Origin of the sequence: Nitrosomonas sp. (assembly GCF_040256045.1) — a bacterium.
In the GTDB taxonomy this organism is placed as follows: Bacteria; Pseudomonadota; Gammaproteobacteria; order Burkholderiales; family Nitrosomonadaceae; genus Nitrosomonas.
This window is the reverse complement of sequence record NZ_JBDZWD010000020.1, coordinates 1-22,157: the sequence shown is the minus strand read 5'-3', so window position 1 is coordinate 22,157 and position 22,157 is coordinate 1. Positions and strand designations below refer to the sequence as shown.

The following is a 22,157-nucleotide window of genomic DNA, read 5'->3' as shown; positions in this document are numbered from 1 at the left end:
TTTCCTGATTCAAGGTCAATGTGACAAATTGTCGCATTGACTATCGAACCCTCATACATTCCCATAGCTGCAAGGCAATTATCGACCCATAAAAACTCCCACGTTTATCATCGATCATCCTGAAATTTGACTCAGGAAATACTGCCAATGCCTTAGCTGCGACAATTTGTCACATTGATCAAACAATGCATTAAACACAAATAAAAGAATTTAACAACGACCTGTTTATCATGAAGAAAAGCCAATTTATAGAAAATCAGATCGTTGCGATACTGAAAAAAGGCGAAACAGGTATGTCTGTGGCGGGGATGTGCCGCAAGCACGACATTAACAATCGCACGTACTCCCACAAGTACTCCGGTGTACAAGAAGCATCTGAGCTGCAGCGATTACGCGAGCTGGAAGCTGAGAACGCCAGGCTCAAGCACATGTACAGCGGGTCTGGCGCTGGAGAATGTAGCGATCAAGAATGTTTCTGAACCGAAAACCGACACTGTCGGCAAGGTGGGGAATAGTCGACGAGTTAGGCAAGCTAGGTTGTCGGTTATGCGTGTCTGCAAGAATCCGGACAAACGGTTAGAGCCCGTATTCTTATCCGCAACATATTTCCGATTTAATGATACTGGACTCGTATATTCCAACCCGTAAATTCAATCAGTCAGTAACCAGCACCCTACTGCCAAAGAAGGCTCGTCACTTTTTTACCCATAATCTTCCCGTTGAATACAGTCCGTGCTATGGGAGTATCAGCACTAGCAATGCCATAACAAACATGCAATGGCAATAAATGTTCCTCTCTCGGGTGACAAAACCGGGCAAAAGGTGCCTTTTCCCATTCGATCAACCGCTGTTCACGCACTTCCGGCTGAATTTCCGGATAGGTACATGTTTCGATCAGCCAGGAATCAAATGCTTCATTTGCTTTACTGCTGTCAATCGTATTCGAGAAAAATGCTTTCAAATTGTGAAATGACATACCTGAACCAACGATCAGAATATTTCTGCTTCGCAAAGCGGCAATGGCTTTGCCAAGTGCGATATGCATTCGGGGATTCAGGTTATTTAATAACGACAACTGGACACATGGAATCTGAGCCTGTGGAAACATCAGCTTGAGCGGTATGAACATTCCGTGATCGAAACCGCGTTGTTCATCGAGTCTCGCCGGAATACCATTTGCTGTTAATAGTGTATAAATTTCATTCGCCAGTCCGGGATGTCCAGGTGCTGCATATTGAATTTCGTAGGCCGCGGCAGGAAATCCATAATAATCATAGATTATTCCGGGTTGACTATTGCTCGTTATCGTTGCCTGTTCCTCTTCCCAGTGGGCACTGATAACCAGAATTGCTGATGGTTCACCCAGCTTGGTCACAATTTCCTTCAGAAAGGAAACCATCTCCTCATGCCCCCTATCACCCAGAACAGGTAACGGCCCGCCACCATGCGGTAAAAATAAAACGGGCGCAAGTGCTTGTAATACCCGACGCATCATTAAAAACCATCCGTTGACAGAAAATACGAGTGTCGCTAGTTTAGTGTACTCCATCGATCAGGAAAGGTAAGCACTTCAAACCTACCGATCAAATCAGAGAAGGAAAAAACGGAGCCGGGGTGTTCATGCACCAATCATGAACCAGTTGAAATTGTGCAGTTCCACCTTTACCGGAAATCATGTTTTCTTCAGTGTATGATGCCAGCAGAATTGTCTTGTTATCTTCTGGTATCACCCTTTACAGAATTTACGATAATGTTCAATCCATCGAGAGATCAGGCACGCCGGCTGTTTTTCGATACCTGGCAGAAATATCATCGAAAAGAACCGTTATCCGGCCTGGAAACCATTGCGCTGGAAGTCATTCTGCAGCACCCGGAATATCATTCCATGCTGCAGGATATCGAACGTTATCTCGACAAAGACTTTCCGCCTGAACTGGGCGAGACGAATCCCTTTCTGCACATGAGTATGCATGTCGCCATCCACGAGCAACTGGCCATTGATCAACCTGTTGGCATCTCGGAACGTTTCGAGCAACTGAAAGCCAGATTGCAGGGAGACGAACACGAGGCAATGCACTACGTAATGGAGTGCCTGGCAGAGATGCTCTGGCATTCACAGCGCAATCAGACTGCGCCCGATACCAATATTTACCTTGAATGTATGGATAAATACATCGGAAACAAATAAAAAACGGAGTGTGCTCCACCCCGGGGCCACACTCCGCTCCTCAGTTTCCGTTTAGTAACGGAAGCTGTTATCTCTTGACCTGCAGTCCTGACTGACCGGAATAGTAAAATGCCAGATTGTCGATATCTTCCGCACTCAAGGTCGCTGCCATACCGGCCATGACCGGATCCTTACGTACCCCTGATTTGTAATCTTTCAATACTTTCTCGATATAGGTTCTGGGCTGGCCGCCAATTTTCGGAAATATCGGGGCTGGACTGTTGCCATCCAAACCGTGACAGGACGAACATATCTCCTCTGCTTTCTTTTTCCCGGCCTCAATATCCGCTGCGATCACCTGTCCCGATAAAAGAAATATTAACCCGCTGACTGCGGCCACCAAATAGCTTTTCATATTTATTTATATCCCTTGGATTAAGAAGAATGATCAATTACCGGCGTAATAAGCAGCCAACGCATCAATATCCTCATCGGAAAGTGTTCCTGCAATACCAACCATAGTTGGATGATTACGCTCTCCGGATCTGTAATCTTTCAGTGCTTTGACCAGATAAACTGAATGTTGCCCGCCCAATTTCGGCACATGATAAACATGTGGGTATGCAGTACGGTATCCCTCTATACCATGACAACCTTGGCACATGACAATTTTGCTCTGGACCGAATCAGCATTCCCGGCTGCATCTGCCATGCCGGAAAACGACAGAATCATGCCAGAAGCGATAAGTAGTTTAACGGCTGCTGCCTTCTTCACTTTTGCATCCTCCTCTCAAAAAAAGCGAACTTTAAACGATGGGGGTCGTTTAGTCAATGAAGCCTATCGCTATGTCCCTGTTGTGTATAAGGAAATTTATTTTTCTAGTTCTTCTTACGGGCCGATTCTGCCATGGCCTGCTTATGTTCCAGCGCCTCCCAGCGGACATAGTACAGCGAAAGCTCCTTTTCCAGCGCTGCAGCACGCGCCTTCAATTCCATTGCTGCATTATGGTTATTCTTGTAAAGTGCAGGATCACTCAGTTTTCGGGTAACCACGATCTGCTCCTGTTCGAGTACATCGATTTTCCCCGGCAATGCTGCGAGCTCATTTGTCTCCTGATAACTCAAACCGGCAGGGGGGGATGATTTGTCTTTCCTGATCTGACCGGACCCAACTGTCAGCACGGGAGAATTACTGTTCTCTTTTCGGATTGATTTCGTAGCTGATCTGGATTGCAGCCATTCCTGATAGCCGCCTGCATATTCACGTAAATACCCGTTTCCTTCAAATACAATGGCCTGAGTGACCACATTATCAATGAAGGCACGATCATGGCTGACCAGGAAAAGTGTACTGGTATAGCCCTGCAATAACGTTTCCAATAATTCGAGTGTCTCGATATCGAGATCATTGGTAGGCTCGTCCAGAACCAGCACATTGGCCGGGCGCGTAAACAGGCGAGCGAGCAACAACCGATTGCGTTCGCCACCAGACAGGGATTTCACCGGTGATCGGGCACGCTGAGGCGGAAACAGAAAATCCTCCAGATAACTGATGACATGCCTGCGCTTACCATCGATTTCAACAAACTCCGAGCCCTGGTTGATGGAATCGACCAGCGTCATATCTTCATTCAGCTGTTCTCGCAACTGGTCAAAATAGGCAATGGACAAACGGGTTCCCAGCTGAACCGTTCCGTTATCCGGCTGCAATTCGCCCAGTATCAGTTTCAGCAGAGTAGATTTACCAGCACCATTGGGGCCCAGCAATCCGACACGATCCCCCCGCATGATGCGGCAGGAAAAATCCTGAATGACAGTTTTATTTCCGAAACGTTTGGTCACATGCTCCAGTTCCGCGACCAGCTGCCCGGAATGCTGCCCGGCATCCACTCGGAAATTGACATCACCGATCCGCTCCCGTCGGGCAGCACGCTCCAATCTCAGTGCTTCCAGCCTTCTCACCCTGCCTTCGTTACGAGTGCGTCTGGCCTGAATGCCTTTGCGTATCCAGACTTCTTCCTGATCCAGTACCTTATCGAATTTTCTGTTATGAACTGCTTCGACTTCCATCAATTCAGCTTTCTTTTGCTGATATGCAGAGAAATTACCGGCAAAACTTTTCAGCTCACCGCGATCCAGTTCAACGATACGGGTCGCCACGTTATCCAGAAAACGCCGGTCATGGGTAATGAAAATCACACTGCCGGGAAAATTCTGTAGTGTTTCTTCCAGCCATTCGATGGAAGAAAAATCCAGATGATTGGTCGGCTCATCCAGTAACAGCACGTTTGGTGATACAACCAGTGCCCGTGCCAGCGCCACCCGTTTTCTGGCTCCCCCTGACAATGTACCTGCAATGGCGTCTTCCGGCAGTTCGAGCCGATTGATCACTGTTTCCACCTTGTGATGCAGACTCCAGCCATTCTGGGCTTCCAGCACCCTCTGCAAATGCTGCATGCGATCGAGCAGTGCTTCGGTATCAGCTCCCTCCTCTCCCAGTGCGTGGGAAACTTTATGATAATCCAGCAGAGTCTGTGCCAGCGTACCCAGGCCGCGTGCCACTTCGGCAAATACCGATGCGCTTTCATCCAGCGTCGGTTCCTGCGGAATGTAGGCAACATTCATCCCTGGTGCCACCCACAATTGTCCATCATCCAGCTTGATCTCATTTGCCAGAACGCGTAATAAACTGGATTTACCAGCACCATTGCGCCCGATCAGCCCGATCCGTTCACCCGGGTCGAGCTGAAGCACGGCATGATCGAGTAAAGCATGATGACCAAAAGCCAGACAAGCGTTGTCGAGTGTAAGAAGTGGCATGGCAGAATTATTGATAACGAGACAGGGCAAACCTTGCACTATTATATACCGTCCCGGCTGAGAGGCTTCAACTCGCCGGCAGACAACCGCAATTCTGCTGAATTTGCCATGAGTCGGTACGCCCGGAGTATTTGACACATCAACCTCATTCCCTATACCTTCTTTCTCTCAAAAACGCTTTCCCTTTCGAACAATCATGCATTCAGAAAAAATTGCACTGACCCAGACGGTACAGAAAGGTGGATGTGCTGCCAAGGTAGCAGCAACGGAACTGCGCCGGATTTTGCAGCAAGTCGGTTTCCCGGCTGCACATCCCGCACTGATGGTGGATGGCCGGTATTTCGATGATGCCGCCATTTACCGGGTCAATGAAGAAACCGCCCTGGTACAGACGCTGGATTTCTTCACGCCAATCGTCGATACCCCGAAGCTTTTCGGTGAAATCGCTGCTGCCAATGCGCTCAGCGACGTTTATGCCATGGGCGGCAGGCCGATGACCGCCATGGGTATTCTGGCATTTCCGCTGGCGGCGCTGCCCGAACATGTCATCGTCGATGTTCTGCAAGGCGCCAGCAACAAGATTGCCGAAGCCGAAGCCAATTTCGTTGGAGGCCATTCAATCGACGACGACACCCTGAAATTTGGCCTGTCAGTCACCGGATTTGTCGATCCACATCGGGTATGGACCAATGCTGGTGCCAGACCCGGAGATCACCTGATCCTGACCAAGGCGCTGGGAACAGGCACCATGACAGCCGCAGTAAAACGACAGCAACTGCGTGAGGAAGATATCATCGAAGCGCTCGACGGTATGACAACCCTCAATAATGTCATTGACTGCATATCGCCGGATTTACAGGCATCCATTCACGCCGCCACCGACATCACGGGATTCGGTTTTTCCGGCCATGCCATGCAACTGGCGAATGCCAGTGATGTCACCCTGCACATCGAAACCGGCAATCTTCCCCGGTTTGGCAAGACATTCCACTGCCTGGAAAACGGTTGCCTGACCAAAGCACACCGCACGAACGCGGAATACACCACACCACACGTTGACGATTCAGCACTGGATGCACTGCATAAACTACTGATCCATGATCCGCAAACCAGCGGCGGTTTACTGCTGAGTGTGGCACCTGAAACCAGTCAGGCCATGCTGCAGGCTTTACACAACCGGTTCCCGTCCGCCGTCATAGTGGGAACCGTTTATCCCCGTCAAGACAAAGCAGTACGGTTTGCGTAATCCAGACATCGGCATCGATGACTTGACAACCTTGTTCATTGCGGACACACCGCTGATCGACGTGCGTGCACCCGTCGAGTTCACGCAAGGATCTCTGCCCGGCGCGGTCAACCTGCCTATTCTCAACGATAAAGAGCGCGCACTCGTTGGCACCACCTACAAGCAACAAGGTTCTGAAGCAGCCGTCAAATTGGGTTACGAGATGGTTTCGGGTTCAGTCAAACAAAATCGCCTGCAGCAATGGCTCGATTTCATCCATCAGTACCCTCAAGCCGTACTGTATTGTTTCCGCGGAGGCAAGCGTTCACAGATCACGCAACAATGGCTGAGAAATACCGACGTTGACAGACCCCTGATCACCGGCGGTTATAAACGGGCAAGACAATTCTTAATCAGTACTATCGACCGGTTCAGTGAACATCGCAAACTGCTGGTGATTACCGGACCGACGGGCAGCGGCAAAACCCGGCTGATCCACGATATCAGCAACAATCATCCAGTCCTCGATATCGAAGCCATCGCCCAGCATCGCGGCTCCGCCTTCGGCGGAATGTCCAGTCCTCAGCCCTCACAAATCGATTTTGAAAATCACCTGGCCGTCAACCTGCTCAGGCTGGAACGAAATAGCCCATCCGTGCCGGTAATCGTGGAAGATGAAAGCCGGCATACCGGCAAAGTATATTTACCCGACAGTTTTTTCAATCATCTGCGCAACTCGGAAATCATCTGGGTGGATGAACCCCTTGCCACCCGAGTAGAGAACATTTTCGAGGATTACATTCTCACCACCCCGATCGGTCAGGCACAACGAATCCGGCAAATGGTCCCGCTACTGGCTTCAGCGGTTGAAACGCGGGAAACGCCGTATCAGCAGGCAATACAGCTATTCGACAAATACGCCGCTGCCTTGCAGGCAATCAGCAAAAAACTGGGAGGAGACAGATTTCAGAAAGTGTCAGGAGATCTGGAAAATGCACGATCCGACTTTGAGAACAAAAATGAAATTCAGTCGAACAAAATCTGGATCGAAAAACTGGTGAGATACTACTATGACCCGCTGTATCTCGGATCACTGCAACGCCGCCGGGTAAACCCGTGCTTCAAGGGATCAAGGCAGGCTGTAATGGATCATCTTCAGGCTCGTAGAATATAGAACCCCGGATAGTCTGCAAACACGAGATATTGGATTGAACCAAACGGCGATACATCATCTGGTCCCAGCTAAAAAACAATCTCTGCGGAAGTAAATTCCCGCAGAGATTGTTCAGAGATTCCTCAGGTCTGTATTCACCCGACAGATAGAATACTTATCCGCCTACCATACGACCTCAGAATTTGAAGTTCAGGTTGACAAATGCAACACGTCCCGGCGCCGGTATAGCATAGTGGCGGAAATAAGTCGTATTGAAATAACGTTTGTCCGTCAGATTCTGAACATTCAACTGCACGTCCAGATTCTGGCTGATATTATATTTTGCCATCAGGTCGAAACGCACATAGGACGGGAGATAACCATTATTGCTCGGGTCGGAATATACCTTGCCGGTATAGAATAGCCCCCCACCAAACGTTACACGTGGCAGCACCTTGTAGGTAGTCCAGAAGCTGGCAGCATGCTTGGGAGTACCATGCAATTGTTTACCTTTGGTACTGGCTGAGCCAACTGCATTCTGGTCGGTGCTGTCGCCCACCCTGGTCTGTTCCGCATCGAGGAAGGTATACCCCCCGAATACATTCCATTTATCAGTCACATTACCTGCAAAACCAATTTCAAAACCGTTCACCACCGCTCTGCCCGCATTCTCAATAGAGGGGCCCACGTTGACGCGTGCATTGGTTTTGATCGTATGGAACACTGCAGCAGTCAGCGCCAGATCGTGTAATACATGCCATTTGGTACCGACTTCATAAGTTTCGGTACGTTCCGGTTTTAAACTCTCTGTATTGGCAGCCAAAGCACCCCCCGCATAACCAAAATCTCCCATGGACAAGGCGACAGGTGAGGAGGATGTGGCAAAGGCTGCGTAAATGTTCGCATTAGGCTGCATCTTATAAACAGCCCCTACCTGATAGTTGAAGAAACTTTTGTTTTGCTTGAAAGAAGTCGTATTGGCACCGGTACTGGCATTGCGATTCTGCAAGTCGACCTGATAATTATCGAATCGAACACCGGCATTGAGCAGTATTTTTTCTGTCAGCTCCATACTGTCAAATACATAAGCCGATTTGTTATGGGCTTCTATTTCTGCACTGGGATACGGGTTGCGGGTGACGGGGTCGAACGCAACTGATGAATCAGGATTACCCAGTGGCGCCAGACGATCAGCCGGGTTTGTAATCGCACCACCGGCATAGGTACGATTCCGGTAATCTTCCCAACTGACTTCGAAACCGACATTCAAACTATGTTTGATGAAACCGGTATCAAAAATGAACGATACATCCGTCAGATTGGCAACCGTCTCGGTTCTGGTACCACGGTTTCTCGAAGCACTCCTGTCCACAAAACCTGCTGCAAACTGAGCGCTGCTGATGTTGGGGCGCCCAACGAAGAATTCATTGGTCGTGATGCTATAGCGCGTAGTATTGCGGACGACTAGATTGTCACTGAATGCATGCGAAATCTTGAATGTACCGATATCGGCTGAAGTATCCTGAAAATCCCGGCCCTTAACGCCATACCAGGCACTTCTTGAGCCCGCCGGCTTCCCTTCCGGGATACCACCGTTTGCTGCATTCTGAATAAATGGAACTCCCCAATCCGACTTATCATCCGTTTCAAAGTGATACCAGCTGAGGTTGGCACTGGTAGGCGTGTTCAGCCCCAGAGTAATGGAAGGCATCAACCCCCAGCGCTCGACATCAACACCATCACGTCCCGGGGTATCCGCTTTGTGTGCCATCCCTACCAGACGGACAGCAACATTTTCTCCAATCGTGTAATTACCATCGATCGTCCCACGCTTGAATTTTTCAGTACCGAGACCGGCAGAACCTTTGACAAAGTTGCCCGCCCGCGCCTGCTTGGTGACGATATTGATACTTCCCCCTGCAGAACCTCTTCCATCGAAACTGCCACTCGGACCTTTCAGTACTTCCATCTGTTCGACTGCAAATATTTCACGTGTCTGCGTACCCAGATCACGCAAACCATCCACATAAATCGATGAAAAAACATCGAATCCGCGAATGAACGGGCGATCACCTGTCGCAATACCCCCTTCACCACTACCAAAAGTAATCCCCGGTGTTGTCCGCAACGCATCCTGAAATGTCAGTGAACCACTGTCCTTGATGACTTCATCGGTAATGACAGTGATCGATTTGGGTGTATCGATAAGTGGCGCAGTAAATTTCTGGCTGGCAGATTTATCTACCTTGTATTCATTGCTTCTTTCACTGGTTTTTCCTGTTTTGACCTTGATTTCAGGTAACGGGATAGGCTCACTGGCATGTGCCACCCCACCGAAAGCCAGTGCCAACGCGGATACAGCGGGTTTAATCGGAAATGTCTTCCAGGAACGAGAAGATACCTTTGCCATTTTCAATCCCCCTTAAATTAAAATGAATCAGTTGAAAATCAAATTTTTGTTATAAAAATAGTCAACACTAAGAAAATATGGGTATCGATCAAACGATAATCATTATTTTTCATTTGAATACTTTCTGTTTTTGAATCACCCTCCGCTGGACCGGATGCGTGCTCTTCCTTACCGCCAGGAATACCGGAGAAATGCACAACACATACATCTGCATTTTTCATCCTGATCGTTTATTTCACTCTTAACCGGATCGCATCAGATGCCTTGTTTTTTTTCGGTGTTTGGTAAAGAGTAATGGCACGAAATGCCGAAGTACCGAGGAAGTATTTTTCTCATGAAGCGAAGCGCTTTTTTCCTAGTACCCCTGCACAACGATCACAGGTCATATGAATCATCACAGGCTGTTCCATCAGGACAAAACCCTATCTAAGCATGATCATCTCAGACTCCCATGCAACATGATGGCCGTTCCGCACACAATCAACTCTCTAAAAATTACCTCACCTTCAATCCACCTGTGTGAATCAGCTTCCAGAATTTTCATAAGGAACAAAGATGACCCAGTCTGGGACTCATGATTTATCCTCCACACTCTGCACAGAACAATCAGCCCACGGCACTCTCCGCCATATCAACACCATAAACATAAACATAAACAGAAATCGTTCGTATTTTTGATATGATACAAACTAAAATGTCGTCGTTTTGTCAGTAACACCCGAAATAAACCATGAATCCTTCTTTTCAAGCCCGTATCCTCATCCTCGAAGACAATGCCAGTCTCGTTGCCAACCTCTTCGCCTACCTGGAACCGAGAGGATACCTGCTGGATGCAGCCCAGGATGGGCTTGCAGGTCTTACGCTTGCCCAACAAGGGGATTACCATGCGCTGATCGTCGATTGGGGACTGCCGACAAAGGAAGGGGTAGATGTTATCCGTACCCTGCGTGCGCAGGATTGCCACATACCCATCCTCATACTGACCGCCCGCGACGATCTCGCTGACAAGATCTCTGGATTCAGAGCGGGGGCCGATGACTACCTGACCAAACCATTCGCGTTCCTAGAGCTCGAAGTACGCCTCGAAGCACTGCTTGCCCGAAGTCGTGGCAGAAGACGCAAGCTCACTGTAGGCGACCTTTCATTCGATCTGGACACTCAGCACATATGGCGCGGATCACGGCAGATACAACTGTCCGCAAGCGAGAAACGGCTTCTGGAAGTACTGATGCGCGCAAGCCCGTCAGTAGTTTCTCGCCCCAAACTCGAAGAAACACTTTGGGGAGACGAGCTACCGGAAGGCGATATACTCCGCTCACATATGTATGAGCTCCGGCGGGCTATCGATGGAGAACAGGAAGAAAAACTGCTGCATACACTTCGATGTGTCGGTTATCGCCTTGCTGTACAGGAATAGGACTGATGCCCACCACAAGTCTGAAACGACAGGTCACACTGGGGATGTTGATGTACACGTTATTACTCTCACTTGGAGTAGCGACGCATGGCGTGATCGTGAACGAAAATGTAGAGCGCCTTATCTGGGAGTCACTGCTACAGAGCGAGTTCGAACATTTCCAGAAACGTCAGCTCACCGATTCTGGTTATCAATGGGCCGACACAGATCTGCTCCAACTTTTTGGAAGAGGTAGCGATACACCCATTCCTGCAGAATTTGACCTGGCACACGGAATCCATGACGAAATATCCTTCGGAAAAAAGCAATTCGTCGTGCTTGTGGATGGCGCTGGCCCAGATCGCAGTGTGATGGCATTGGACATCACGGATATAGAAAAGGCAGAACAGCAACTCATCTGGATGATTCTCGGATCTTCAACTGTATTGGTATGCGTACTTGTTTTGGTCACAATTTTCGGTGCCAGGCGGCTGGTACGGCCGTTGAGCGGCCTTGCACGCGCGATTGCAGAACTATCACCTGACCGGAACGGGCAACGTGTACAGGTTGAACCACATGCACCGAAAGAAGCCCAAGTCATTGCTGAAGGGCTCAACTCCTATCTCATGCGGATCGATGATTTCGTGGAGCGCGAGCGCAAGTTCATCCGTATGGCAAGTCACGAATTGCGCACCCCGATTGCTGTAGTTGTAAGCACCGCCGAGGTAGCGCTCGACCCCCTTGTGTCACAGCGTTCAACTGAAACACACCTGCGTCGCATCCTGGCAACAGCTCACGAAATGCAGAATCTGATCACCCTTCTCCTCACCTTTGCAAGAGATCCTGCACGCCTGCAATCGATGATGGAGCTAGTTGATCTGGCCGAGCTGGTACCCGCTATTGTCCAGGATCACCGGCTGCTGGCTGGCTCAAAGGAACTGGTTTTCGATATTATCACGACTCCTCCTTGTTCAATCCATGCTCCTCGCCAGATTGCAAGTGCCGCTATTGGCAATCTCATCCGCAACGCAATTGAAAACAGTGAGCACGGTACGATTCGTGTGATGACTACCAGTTCCGGAGTCACCGTTCAGGATTCCGGGCATGGTGTTTCAGAAAGCGAACGCAGTCGTATCTACACACAACTTGCACGCGCTGGCTCTGCTGCAGCCGGTGGTATCGGGCTCGAACTGATTGCCCGAGCATGCGCCCATCTGGGCTGGCACTTAGATATCGACAGTCTGGAAGCCGGTGGCACCAAAGCCACACTCACCTTTCGCTGATCCTCCCGGTGCCCGATCGACAGGGGGTCATGCCAGTTTCCAGCGAGCTTGTTCCCCTGCTCTGAGCGGTATCAATTTTTCTTCACCCAATTCGACCTGTTCCGGGATCTGCCAACTTTCCCTGATTAGGGAAATCCGGTCACTGTTGTGCGGCAAGCCATAAAAATCAGGGCCGTGAAAGCTGGCAAAAGCTTCCAGTCGATCGAGCCGGCCTGCCTGTTCAAATACCTCGGCATAAAATTCAATGGCTGCATGGGCACTGTAAATACCCGCACACCCACAGGCTGATTCTTTGTCTCTGACCGGATGTGGTGCGCTGTCGGTACCAAGGAAGAATCTGGAATGGCCACTGGTCGCCGCTTCCAGCAGTGCCTGACGGTGCACTTCCCGCTTCAGCACCGGCAAACAGTAATGATGCGGCTGCAATCCGCCGGTAAACAGGGCATTCCGGTTCAGTATCAGGTGGTGTGCGGTAATCGTGGCAGCAATCCGGTTTGGAACCGCCTGTACAAACTCGACTGCCTCTCTGGTGGTGATATGTTCGAATATCACTCGCAATCCGGGAAAGCGTTGCAGCAGCGGCGTCAGTACCCGATCAATGAAAATTTTTTCCCGGTCGAAAACATCCACTGCAGGATCGACCACTTCTCCATGCACGAGTAAAGGCATGTCGAGCTCTTCCATCTTCTCCAGCGTAGCTTCACAGCGTGCAATATCCGTGACACCCGCATCAGAATGTGTAGTCGCCCCGGCAGGATAAAGCTTGATGCCTTGCACGATACCACTTGCCCGGGCCCGGGTAATTTCTTCGGGTGAAGTCGTATCCTTCAGGTATAGTGTCATCAATGGCTCGAACCGCCCGGTCAGTTCAGCCGGTAAAGCAGACAGAATACGGGCACGATAGGCAGCCGCCTGCTCGGTCGTCACGATAGGCGGCTTGAGGTTCGGCATGATGATAGCGCGTGCAAAACGCTTGGCGGTATCAGGCAGCACTGATTGCATGGCATTGCCATCACGCAAATGCAGATGCCAGTCATCCGGACGAGTAAAAGTCAGCTTGTCTGCTGTATCGTTCAATTTGTTTCCTCGCTGATTCAGGGTAAGAATCAGCCACTATATGTCATCCGGGTGCCATACGTCATGGAATCTGGAACATCTCGCAGACTTCGCTCTTCAGGCTGAGCTGCTGCGGTACCGTGTCATCGATCCAATCAGAATCAGGCCGGTCAGCATGATAGCCAGCATATGCGGTTCCGATACTTGGGCAATATCCACCGCCACTTGTGCAAGCGATATAAATGGTTGGTTTGTAAGATCAAACTCGAAATCATTCACTGCGTTGGCAAAATGCCATAGCCCAAGATACTGGTTCAATTCATGATCGGTCACGGAAGTGCCCGTAAAAGTCCTGGTCCAGCTGGATGCAGCCAGGCCATTGAGCAGAGGAGCAGCAGGCTCATCTCCCCACATCTCGACCTGCAATGCAACGACGAGCGGGCCGCTGAACAAAGATACGGGCAATATACGAATGAAGAATTCTTGCACTACACTGGGAGTAATAAGATTACCCGTGCTGGTGACAAAAACGCCCGGGTTCCAGCTGAGATAAGTATCGGCTACGTTATGGGTACCCACATCGGGGGCAGCCGTTCGATCATTATCAGCGCCATAGCTGGCATCAGAAATGGTATCCCATTCGGCATAAAGCGTATTTGCACTCCCTCGCATCCAACCTCCCCAGCCGGCTTCGTTCGGCGTATCGAAACCATTTCCAGGATCATAAGGATTCGGGCTATTGGAAATATCGGCAACAGCCTGACCACTCAGGCAAACCAGCAAGAAACTGATGATGATTCTGCATATAGACAACATACGATTACGCTCCTGAAATTAAACTGACAGCACGACATGTACTGACGGATTTTTAAGGAACCTCTGCACGAATCCCACATGGACGGCTCATGAAGGATTCGTGCAGAGGTTCCCACTCAGAGCTGGCGGACCTGAAACAGGGTCTGGCTGGCAACCAAATACTGACTCCTGGCAATACGAAACACGAGGCTGGCAAAAGCTGGCAGAAATGTTGGCCGGGTAGAAAACCAGAAGATGCTTTCCTGGCCAGAGAAAAGAAATTTATCTAAAACTTAAAACTTCAGCCAATCAGCCGACTGAAGTAAAAACATTTATATGCAAATCCAATTTTTCCGGAAAATAGCAGATAATGAGAATCATTGTCAACTATCCATCCCGGACTGAACGAACTTCTCCGGTAATCAATCGGAATAAATCTGGTTCCGCCTGACTTTGTTCGTATTTTCATGTAATACGCTGCCATCAGAGTATCATCATCCCGTTTCAGCCTCATTCAAGCTGCACTACTCTATTCAGAAACAGGATGATCCATAAACAAGCTTCTTTCGTTTCCGGATACGAGATTATTTGTGATAAGGTTGAAAGATAACTTCACCTTACATCTTTGGCCAGTGCAAGAGATATATTTGTGAATCAAACGCATATCCGGCGGAACAGGATGATCGTTCTTCCCGGAAAATCTGGAAACTTACCCCGATCAAGTGTGAATGAAATGAACCCTTTCAATAAAGAATACTTTCCCTTTCTATATGAGAACGACGATGAATGATCCAGATAAAAAGACTTACGATCAGTCTCTCGAAAATGACATGAGCAGTTTATTACCCGACCAATCCGTGCTAGGAGAGCCCGAGCCCTGGGAAAGCTGGGAAACCAGCCTGTGCCTGTGGAGCATCGGCATCGGTATCGCGGCACTGATCATCCTAGGTATTCTGGTGGACTGGTTCCTGCTTCCGGGATAAAAATGAAAGCTGATCTGGAAGTTCGGTTGATACATGATGGGATCCAGTGGATCGCATACCACCAGAATTTCGAAGCTGGCGGACTAACCCTGGCGAAACTGGATCAGGATCTGATCAGGTGTCTGCTGGACAGGCAATTATTTCCGGAAAATAGCTGCGTGACGGTATTCATGATTTTCGATCATAGCTGCATTCCTGCCTGGATACGCCAATACGCCTACCATTACTTCAACCGTTACATCCGTCTGGACTTGAAATCACCCGTATCAGCGGTGCAATAAAAACAAGGAAACAAGCGAGAAATGAATGCAATGAATAACAAATGGTATTCGGGTATGGCAAGAACGGAAGACTGGTGGGCAGTCTGGCTGGGGCTGATCATGTTCATGGCGAGCGTCAGTTCGCTCTGGGGATGGGAACTGACCGGTTGGATGGCAAAACCCGAAACCTGGGTATGGGGAAAATTTTCCCTCGAAGGTGTATTGAAATCCAGTGGTGGGCCGGAATGGCATCCGGTGTTGTCGTTACTGGTAACCTACCTGGTTTTTACTGTCCTGACCTGTCTAGCAGCATGGTCGATGAAATTTGACCTGAAACAGTTTTTTATCGGTTGGAGCATTCTTTTCGTCATGACCTGGGTCATCTGGATCATCGGCAATGAAGCTCATTTCAAGGCCTCTGTTTATGAAATGGATAAATATGGCCTGTCCTGGGGATTGTCTCTCGGCAGTGGTTTCTCTTACCTGCTGGCATTGCTGATCGGGCTCATCATCGGCAACTTCTTCAAAAATACCGCCAGGTTTCTCAACGAAGCAGCAAAACCCGAATGGTTCATCAAAACAGCGATCGTATTCCTGGGTATCAAAATCGGTGTCATGTCCATCGAAGCAGCCGGTTTCATTACAGAACTGGTCATGACCGGGGTTGCCGCCACCTTTGTCGCCTACATGCTGTTCTGGCCAATCGTCTACGCCCTTGGCCGCAGAGTATTCCATTTATCACGTGATGCCGCCGCGGTCCTTTCTTCCGGCATTTCCATCTGCGGCATATCTGCTGCCATCGCCACCGCGGGTGCCATTCGGGCCCGCCCGATACTCCCGGTGTTTGTTTCGATCCTGGTCGTGATCTTTGCCATGTTCGAACTCATCATCCTGCCGGGGTTTTATACGGCAATGGCACCGGAGCAGCCTATCGTCAACGGCTCTGCTCTGGGGCTGACAGTCAAGACTGATGGTGCTGATGCAGCTGCCGGAGCCATGTTGGATGAATTGATGCGGGCGAACGCCGAGGCCAACCTGGGCATTGTATGGAAAGAAGGCTGGATTCTGATGGCATCACTGACTACGAAAATCTGGATCGATATGTTTATCGGTGTCTGGGCCTTCGTTCTGGCGCTGGTGTGGGTATATAAAGTAGAACGCAAACCCGGCCAGTCCAAAATCGGACTGATGGAAATCTGGCACCGGTTCCCGAAATTTGTACTGGGTTATCTCTTGGTCTGGTTTTTATACATCATGCTCGCCTCCAGCGGATCAGAAGCCGCTGAAACCTTGCATACAGCTGCTGCCGCAGTCGAGGGGCCAATGCGTAACATGATGTTCATGCTCACCTTTATCAGCATCGGCATCATCACCGACTTCAGTAAGCTCAAAGGAATGGGCAAGCTGGCACTGCTCTATGCAATTGCACTGTTCGGCATCATTGCACCGATTGCTTACGGTGTCGCATGGATATTTCATCGCGGCATGATGCCGCCTGTTGTCTGAGAGAACTGTGTAAAAACAAATCAAGTAAATTTCCTATACTTTTTGTTCCAGCAGTGCCCGGGCATACAGTTTTTTTCTGCTTTCACCGGTAATTTCTGCAGCCAGTTGCACTGCCTGTTTCAAAGGCAATTCTCTTTGCAGGATAGCAAGCGTATGCACAGCTTGCGGGCTAATGTCCTCCTGCCCGGGTTCTTCTGCCGGCGCCAGCAGCAGAACGAACTCGCCTCTCAGCCGGTTTGCATCGGCCTGCAGCCAGTTCAGCGCTTCTCCCAGAGCACAGGTATGAATCGTCTCGAATAGCTTGGTCAGTTCACGGGCAAACGTAATTTCACGGGTGGTACCCAATACGGCAACCATATCCACAACACATTCGAGTACACGGTGCGGTGCTTCATAAAAAACCAGGGTACAGGCGTATAGCGTTTTCAAACCGGTCAGCTTGCGCTGGCGCTCTCCGCTTTTTGCCGGTAAAAATCCATAAAAGAAAAAATGCGGCGCAATCAGACCGGATGCGGATAAGGCACACAACGCCGCATTGGCGCCAGGAATGGGCACGACCGGGAGGTTTTGCGCCAGTACCTGCTGCACCAGCAAAGCGCCCGGATCGGAGATAGCCGGCGTACCGGCATCGGAAATCAGGGCTACTGATTTGCCGCTCTCCAGCAGTGCGATGATTTTCTCCACCGCACTGCCTTCATTATGCTGATGTAACGGCATGATTCGAGTATGTGTAGTGTGCAAAGCATGTCCTGCCAGCAGCTTCTGCGCATGCTGGATGTGTTCGGCGGCAATGCAGTCGACTGCAGACAATATCTCCAGCGCGCGCAGGGTAATGTCGCGCAAATTCCCGATGGGGGTGCCAACCACATATAATGTCCCTTTGGATACTCCTGCAGCAGTTGGCATATTTCGTGGCCCTGACTGAAAATGGCTGATCCCGGTGTTTTCCGGCGGGTGTGGACGCACTATACGGCAGTTGCCCCGCTTTTTCCAATATGCCGGATGCTGCCGGTAAAACAGATGGGGCTGTTCCATACCGCTTCCGATCTTTCTGATTTGCTCAATCCCAATTCAAACCAACCACCGTTCTTATGTCCAATCATTCATCCGCTCCACTGATTCGCCTGCTGCACTACGGCCGCACTTTTCGCGGCCGCATCTGGCTGGCCACGTTATTTTCGATTCTCAATAAACTGTTCGATCTGGCACCACCCGTACTGATAGGGATGGCGGTAGATATCGTCGTCAATCAGCAATCTTCCGTATTTGCTCAGCTGGGATTTCCGGAGGTTTCGACCCAGCTCTGGATACTGGCTACGATCACCCTCATCGTTTGGGGATTCGAATCCATCTGGGAATATCTGCTCAAGCTCTGCTGGCGTAACCTGGCGCAAGATATCCAGCATACGTTGCGCTTGAATGCCTATGATCATGTTCAGAAACTGGAGCTGGCCTACTTCGAAGCACGCAGCACCGGCGGAATGATGGCGATCCTGAACGATGACATCAATCAGCTGGAGCGATTCCTGGATGTCGGAGCAAATGATCTCATCCAGCTCCTGACCACCGTCATCACGGTAGGCGGTATGTTCATCTATCTGACACCTAGCGTGGCATGGATGGCGTTATTACCGATGCCATTCGTCGTAGCCGGTTCCTATCTGTTCCAGAAACGCATTGCTCCGCGCTATATGGCCGTCCGCGAACAGGTCAGTATTCTGAACAGTTACCTGTCCAATAATCTAGGTGGAATTGCCACCATCAAAAGTTATACGACTGAACCGTACGAATTGCGCCAGATCGAGCGCGAAAGCCAGATCTATCAGGAAAAGAATCAGCACGCGATTGCCCTCAGTGCTGCTTTTGTACCGATCATCCGTATGGTAATCGCACTTGGTTTCAGCGCCATCATGGTTGCAGCGGGGCTAATGGCTGCTGGCGGCGAACTCAATGTCGGCGCATACAGTATTCTGGTATTTATGACCCAGCGCCTGCTGTGGCCGCTCACCCGCCTGGGGGAAACACTTGATCTGTACCAGCGCGCGATGGCCTCCACCCATCGTGTGCTGGATTTGCTGCAGGCTCAACCGACCATTACAGACGGGCCGCAAACACTCCCCGTTGCGCAGGTCAGCGGCGAAATCGTTTTTGACGATATCAGCTTCAGCTATGAACGGCGAGCACTGACACTGAACCACCTCTCCCTGACCGTTCACGCCGGCCAGACAATTGCACTGATCGGAGCGACCGGCAGCGGTAAAAGTACAGTGGTCAAACTGCTGCTTCGTTTCTACGAGCCGCAGCAAGGGCGCATCCTGCTGGATGGTCACGATATCCGTGACTTGCGCCTGCACGATTTACGCAAATCGATCGGCCTGGTCAGCCAAGACGTTTATCTGTTCCACGGCACGGTGTATGAAAATATCGCGTATGGTTCGTCTAGTACCAGCATGGAAGACGTTATCGCCGCAGCCAGAGCAGCCGAGGCACATGATTTCATCATGGAACTGCCGGATAATTATCAGACCATCGTAGGCGAACGCGGGCAGAAACTCTCCGGTGGCCAGCGGCAGCGTATCTCGATTGCCCGGGCTGTTCTCAAGAATCCGCCAGTGCTGGTACTCGATGAAGCTACTTCAGCAGTGGACAATGAAACAGAAGCTGCCATCCAGCGTTCTTTGGAACGGATTACCATTGGCCGCACCACCATTGTGATTGCACACCGTCTTTCTACCATCCGTAATGCTCATTGCATTTATGTACTGGACAAGGGTGAAGTAGTGGAAACAGGCACACACGAGGCACTCCTGTCGCGTAACGGTCTGTACGCCAATCTGTGGCAAGTGCAAACCGGAGAACAGGCTGGTCGCAATGCTTCAAACTAGACAACATCGGCTATCACGTCTGCACAGCTCGCTACCCCATCATGGCATCTACAGGAAATAAAGGCAGTGATGCCGAACAACGAGCAGCAACCTTTCTCCAGCAGCAGAAACTGACATTACTTGAAAGGAATTATCGCTGCCGCTTCGGTGAAATCGATCTGGTTATGCGAGAGGGCGATACGATAGTATTCATCGAGGTCAGGATGCGCTCCAGTGATCGGTTTGGTGGCGCAGCCGCCAGCATCACCGCCGCCAAGCGGCTCAAGTTAACACGTGCCGCCCGGCACTACCTGGCTGAACACAAGGGCGATTTTCCCTGCCGCTTCGATGCGATTCTGATTTCCAGTACACGGGAAAATAATATCGAATGGATACAAAATGCGTTTGACGAGAGCTGATGAGCTGCCAAATCAGGCACCCTGCTCTACCCATTGGTAAACTTATTGATCCTCTTTTTGCCGTGATCGCAGGAACATGGGATGTGTATACTGAATGACAGATCGGTAGCCGGAATACAAGGAGTTATATAATGAACGAACAACGATCGGCATTTATCCTCGGAGCATTTGTCTGCGCTGGACTGATAGCAATGGGGTTGATTATCAGTTCGAGTGTGATTCGCTTCAAGGAATATGAACGGGTAGTGATTGTCAAAGGGCTGGCAGAGCAAGAGATACCAGCGGATGTTGCCGTTTGGCCGGTCAGCTTCACAGCCGCAAGTAATGATCTGACGGATCTTTATGCCTCCATGGAGGCGAATACGCAGCAAATCATTTCCTACTTACTGACTTCCGGATTTACCAGGGAAGAAATTACAGCGACAGCCCCGGTCGTAACAGACAAGCTTGCACGGGAGTATGGCAGCCAGGAAGTATCCATGCGTTATGCGGCTACGCAGGTGATTACCGTTTATTCAGACAAAATTGACAGGGTAAGAGCTTCGCAGGGTAATGTGGCCGAACTCGGAAAAAAAGGGATCGCGCTCAGCGGGAATGAATACAACCAGCAAACACAATTCCTCTTCACAAAGTTGAATGATATCAAGCCGGCGATGATCGAAGAGGCAACGCAGAATGCCAGAGCAGCGGCAGAAAAATTTGCCTCTGATGCAAAAAGCCAAATAGGCAAGCTGAAAAGGGCAAATCAGGGTCAATTTACAATAGAAGATCGTGATACTAACACTCCATATCTCAAAAAAATAAGAGTGGTATCAACGGTTGAATACTATCTGGCTGATTAGGGCAGTGAAACAACTATCTCAATAGTTCCAGTCGTGTCACGCCAGAAGTAGCCTTGCGTCTTTCTATAGCAATTGGTCTAACCCCTGAAAGCTGACTTGCCATGCGAGATGCGTACGGCCTATGAATAACTCGACAAAAAATTAATATAGATGGCGTTACCAAATTGCAATTGACAACGGTCTAATCTTTCATCGCAACCGACCACCTATGGCATCGGCTGAATTTGCAAATGTAAAAAAGGACACCGATTTTGTTTGGACAAAACGATGGTTTTCCCTGCCGCTTCGATACGATCCTGATTTCCGACAGGCGGGAAAACGACATCGAATGGACCAAAAATGCAGTTGATGAAGTGATGGATTGCCTAATCAACGCCGCATTCATTAAACATACCACTCGACGCTTACACCACCATCAAACACAATCTGTCAGAAGATATCGAGCAATCCTGGTAACAGCTGACAGATGGAAACCTCGGAGTGGTCGGCATACGCGCCAATAACTTCAATATGGAGGATCATCCAGGATCAGGATTCTGGTTGTTCACATATCAGTCACCATTGTTCTCATCGTAATAAACAGATAATTCTTCTTTTGCTCGTTGATTAAGATCAATTTCAAACGCAGCAGAATACCTGAAACCTCATTTCTGAAATTTCAAGGAAGCTGTTTTCCTCCTGATCAGGGCAGCAGGCTGCCGCGAAGCCGACCGAATGAGCAAGGTGTAATCAGAACAAAAGATTGCAATATCTCATCCATGAAGTTTTTAATTCAGAATCTTACTGAAAAATGTTGAACAACAGAAAGTCAATGTACGTCTTCAGAATTCACATAAGACCTGGCGGCGGCTCTGCAGACATGCAGAGGACCTTCGATTATTGCCTGAGAGAAGGCGTTCTCGGCGTCGGGTGGAGGACGCCCTCTGAACCGCCCCGACTATCGAGGAGGCTATTTGGTTAAAGTAAAGTGTTCATCAA

At 49.7% G+C, this 22,157-nt stretch carries 21 protein-coding genes; 12 read left to right on the top strand and 9 right to left on the bottom strand.

The annotated features are described in order from the left end of the window. The first annotated feature begins 230 nt into the window (after window positions 1-230). The gene (locus tag ABUL11_RS05500) at window positions 231-479 is read left to right on the top strand and encodes a transposase (RefSeq protein ID WP_350282863.1); all 249 of its coding nucleotides are present in this window, start codon (window positions 231-233) and stop codon (window positions 477-479) included. A 194-nt stretch (window positions 480-673) separates the two neighbouring features. Here the strand turns inward: ABUL11_RS05500 and ABUL11_RS05495 are convergent, their stop codons facing one another. Continuing rightward, window positions 674-1,492 carry a DODA-type extradiol aromatic ring-opening family dioxygenase gene (locus ABUL11_RS05495; RefSeq protein WP_350282862.1) on the bottom strand — a complete coding sequence of 273 codons (819 nt, stop codon included), beginning with the start codon at window positions 1,490-1,492 and terminating at the stop codon, window positions 674-676. A 258-nt stretch (window positions 1,493-1,750) separates the two neighbouring features. Here ABUL11_RS05495 and ABUL11_RS05490 point away from each other — a divergent pair, with 258 nt between their 5' ends. Further along, window positions 1,751-2,188: a DUF1841 family protein gene (locus tag ABUL11_RS05490; protein WP_350282861.1), complete on the top strand. Its 438-nt coding sequence runs from the start codon at window positions 1,751-1,753 to the stop codon at window positions 2,186-2,188. Window positions 2,189-2,255: 67 nt separating this feature from the next. Here the strand turns inward: ABUL11_RS05490 and ABUL11_RS05485 are convergent, their stop codons facing one another. The 3 genes from ABUL11_RS05485 to abc-f all read right to left on the bottom strand — a co-directional run bounded on the left by ABUL11_RS05485 (window position 2,256) and on the right by abc-f (window position 4,987). Next, window positions 2,256-2,582: a c-type cytochrome gene (locus tag ABUL11_RS05485; protein ID WP_350282860.1), complete on the bottom strand. Its 327-nt coding sequence runs from the start codon at window positions 2,580-2,582 to the stop codon at window positions 2,256-2,258. Window positions 2,583-2,615: 33 nt separating this feature from the next. Next, window positions 2,616-2,942 carry a c-type cytochrome gene (locus tag ABUL11_RS05480; RefSeq protein WP_396956576.1) on the bottom strand — a complete coding sequence of 109 codons (327 nt, stop codon included), beginning with the start codon at window positions 2,940-2,942 and terminating at the stop codon, window positions 2,616-2,618. Between the two features lie 104 nt (window positions 2,943-3,046). Continuing rightward, window positions 3,047-4,987 (bottom strand): ribosomal protection-like ABC-F family protein, encoded by a 1,941-nt coding sequence (gene abc-f / locus ABUL11_RS05475; RefSeq protein WP_350282859.1) that lies wholly within the window; start codon window positions 4,985-4,987, stop codon window positions 3,047-3,049. A gap of 196 nt (window positions 4,988-5,183) precedes the next feature. On the opposite strand from abc-f, the gene selD reads away from it, so the two are divergent. After that, the gene (selD, locus tag ABUL11_RS05470; protein WP_350282858.1) at window positions 5,184-6,233 is read left to right on the top strand and encodes a selenide, water dikinase SelD; all 1,050 of its coding nucleotides are present in this window, start codon (window positions 5,184-5,186) and stop codon (window positions 6,231-6,233) included. Then, complete coding sequence (mnmH, locus tag ABUL11_RS05465) at window positions 6,226-7,386, top strand: tRNA 2-selenouridine(34) synthase MnmH (protein WP_350282857.1); 1,161 nt, start codon at window positions 6,226-6,228, stop codon at window positions 7,384-7,386. The genes selD and mnmH overlap by 8 nt, the downstream gene beginning before the upstream one ends. 175 nt (window positions 7,387-7,561) lie before the next feature. Here mnmH and ABUL11_RS05460 read toward each other — a convergent pair whose 3' ends face one another. Further along, on the bottom strand, window positions 7,562-9,775 hold the full coding sequence (locus ABUL11_RS05460; protein WP_350282856.1) for a TonB-dependent receptor: 2,214 nt from the start codon (window positions 9,773-9,775) through the stop codon (window positions 7,562-7,564). A gap of 38 nt (window positions 9,776-9,813) precedes the next feature. Continuing rightward, on the bottom strand, window positions 9,814-9,996 hold the full coding sequence (locus ABUL11_RS05455; RefSeq protein ID WP_350282855.1) for a hypothetical protein: 183 nt from the start codon (window positions 9,994-9,996) through the stop codon (window positions 9,814-9,816). Window positions 9,997-10,505: 509 nt separating this feature from the next. On the opposite strand from ABUL11_RS05455, the gene ABUL11_RS05450 reads away from it, so the two are divergent. Together ABUL11_RS05450 and ABUL11_RS05445 are read left to right on the top strand one after the other, a co-directional pair. Further along, window positions 10,506-11,192 (top strand): response regulator transcription factor, encoded by a 687-nt coding sequence (locus tag ABUL11_RS05450; protein ID WP_350282854.1) that lies wholly within the window; start codon window positions 10,506-10,508, stop codon window positions 11,190-11,192. 5 nt (window positions 11,193-11,197) lie between these two features. Next, on the top strand, window positions 11,198-12,454 hold the full coding sequence (locus ABUL11_RS05445) for a sensor histidine kinase (RefSeq protein WP_350282853.1): 1,257 nt from the start codon (window positions 11,198-11,200) through the stop codon (window positions 12,452-12,454). A 27-nt stretch (window positions 12,455-12,481) separates the two neighbouring features. Here the strand turns inward: ABUL11_RS05445 and pyrC are convergent, their stop codons facing one another. Together pyrC and ABUL11_RS05435 are read right to left on the bottom strand one after the other, a co-directional pair. Continuing rightward, the gene (pyrC, locus tag ABUL11_RS05440) at window positions 12,482-13,531 is read right to left on the bottom strand and encodes a dihydroorotase (protein WP_350282852.1); all 1,050 of its coding nucleotides are present in this window, start codon (window positions 13,529-13,531) and stop codon (window positions 12,482-12,484) included. 96 nt (window positions 13,532-13,627) lie between these two features. Then, entirely contained in the window at window positions 13,628-14,326 is a 699-nt protein-coding gene (locus ABUL11_RS05435) for a hypothetical protein (RefSeq protein ID WP_350282851.1), read from the bottom strand. A gap of 761 nt (window positions 14,327-15,087) precedes the next feature. On the opposite strand from ABUL11_RS05435, the gene ABUL11_RS05430 reads away from it, so the two are divergent. Genes ABUL11_RS05430 through ABUL11_RS05420 form a run of 3 tightly spaced genes read left to right on the top strand, consistent with a single transcriptional unit; the run spans window position 15,088 to window position 17,054 of the window. Beyond that, window positions 15,088-15,288 carry a hypothetical protein gene (locus ABUL11_RS05430; RefSeq protein WP_350282850.1) on the top strand — a complete coding sequence of 67 codons (201 nt, stop codon included), beginning with the start codon at window positions 15,088-15,090 and terminating at the stop codon, window positions 15,286-15,288. A 2-nt stretch (window positions 15,289-15,290) separates the two neighbouring features. After that, on the top strand, window positions 15,291-15,569 hold the full coding sequence (locus ABUL11_RS05425; protein ID WP_350282849.1) for a DUF5395 domain-containing protein: 279 nt from the start codon (window positions 15,291-15,293) through the stop codon (window positions 15,567-15,569). Between the two features lie 30 nt (window positions 15,570-15,599). Continuing rightward, entirely contained in the window at window positions 15,600-17,054 is a 1,455-nt protein-coding gene (locus tag ABUL11_RS05420) for a putative sulfate exporter family transporter (protein WP_350282848.1), read from the top strand. 33 nt (window positions 17,055-17,087) lie between these two features. Here the strand turns inward: ABUL11_RS05420 and rsmI are convergent, their stop codons facing one another. Next, complete coding sequence (gene rsmI / locus ABUL11_RS05415) at window positions 17,088-17,960, bottom strand: 16S rRNA (cytidine(1402)-2'-O)-methyltransferase (protein WP_350282879.1); 873 nt, start codon at window positions 17,958-17,960, stop codon at window positions 17,088-17,090. Window positions 17,961-18,145: 185 nt separating this feature from the next. On the opposite strand from rsmI, the gene ABUL11_RS05410 reads away from it, so the two are divergent. From ABUL11_RS05410 to ABUL11_RS05400, 3 genes are all read left to right on the top strand, one after another. Beyond that, a complete protein-coding gene (locus tag ABUL11_RS05410) occupies window positions 18,146-19,939 on the top strand; it encodes an ABC transporter ATP-binding protein (protein WP_350282847.1) in 1,794 nt (597 codons plus the stop codon). 41 nt (window positions 19,940-19,980) lie between these two features. Next, window positions 19,981-20,337, top strand: a complete 357-nt coding sequence (locus tag ABUL11_RS05405; RefSeq protein WP_350282846.1) for a YraN family protein — start codon at window positions 19,981-19,983, stop codon at window positions 20,335-20,337. 131 nt (window positions 20,338-20,468) lie between these two features. Further along, window positions 20,469-21,179, top strand: a complete 711-nt coding sequence (locus ABUL11_RS05400) for an SIMPL domain-containing protein (RefSeq protein WP_350282845.1) — start codon at window positions 20,469-20,471, stop codon at window positions 21,177-21,179. The last annotated feature ends 978 nt before the right edge of the window (window positions 21,180-22,157 follow it).

Coding starts and splice junctions, on each gene's coding strand:
- ABUL11_RS05500 (WP_350282863.1), top strand. CDS start 231: ATGAAGAAAAGCCAATTTATAGAAAATCAGATCGTTGCGATACTGAAA.
- ABUL11_RS05495 (WP_350282862.1), bottom strand. CDS start 1,492: ATGCGTCGGGTATTACAAGCACTTGCGCCCGTTTTATTTTTACCGCAT.
- ABUL11_RS05490 (WP_350282861.1), top strand. CDS start 1,751: ATGTTCAATCCATCGAGAGATCAGGCACGCCGGCTGTTTTTCGATACC.
- ABUL11_RS05485 (WP_350282860.1), bottom strand. CDS start 2,582: ATGAAAAGCTATTTGGTGGCCGCAGTCAGCGGGTTAATATTTCTTTTA.
- abc-f (WP_350282859.1), bottom strand. CDS start 4,987: ATGCCACTTCTTACACTCGACAACGCTTGTCTGGCTTTTGGTCATCAT.
- selD (WP_350282858.1), top strand. CDS start 5,184: ATGCATTCAGAAAAAATTGCACTGACCCAGACGGTACAGAAAGGTGGA.
- ABUL11_RS05460 (WP_350282856.1), bottom strand. CDS start 9,775: ATGGCAAAGGTATCTTCTCGTTCCTGGAAGACATTTCCGATTAAACCC.
- ABUL11_RS05455 (WP_350282855.1), bottom strand. CDS start 9,996: ATGAAAAATGCAGATGTATGTGTTGTGCATTTCTCCGGTATTCCTGGC.
- ABUL11_RS05450 (WP_350282854.1), top strand. CDS start 10,506: ATGAATCCTTCTTTTCAAGCCCGTATCCTCATCCTCGAAGACAATGCC.
- ABUL11_RS05445 (WP_350282853.1), top strand. CDS start 11,198: ATGCCCACCACAAGTCTGAAACGACAGGTCACACTGGGGATGTTGATG.
- ABUL11_RS05435 (WP_350282851.1), bottom strand. CDS start 14,326: ATGTTGTCTATATGCAGAATCATCATCAGTTTCTTGCTGGTTTGCCTG.
- ABUL11_RS05430 (WP_350282850.1), top strand. CDS start 15,088: ATGAATGATCCAGATAAAAAGACTTACGATCAGTCTCTCGAAAATGAC.
- ABUL11_RS05425 (WP_350282849.1), top strand. CDS start 15,291: ATGAAAGCTGATCTGGAAGTTCGGTTGATACATGATGGGATCCAGTGG.
- ABUL11_RS05420 (WP_350282848.1), top strand. CDS start 15,600: ATGAATAACAAATGGTATTCGGGTATGGCAAGAACGGAAGACTGGTGG.
- rsmI (WP_350282879.1), bottom strand. CDS start 17,960: ATGCCAACTGCTGCAGGAGTATCCAAAGGGACATTATATGTGGTTGGC.
- ABUL11_RS05410 (WP_350282847.1), top strand. CDS start 18,146: ATGTCCAATCATTCATCCGCTCCACTGATTCGCCTGCTGCACTACGGC.
- ABUL11_RS05405 (WP_350282846.1), top strand. CDS start 19,981: ATGGCATCTACAGGAAATAAAGGCAGTGATGCCGAACAACGAGCAGCA.
- ABUL11_RS05400 (WP_350282845.1), top strand. CDS start 20,469: ATGAACGAACAACGATCGGCATTTATCCTCGGAGCATTTGTCTGCGCT.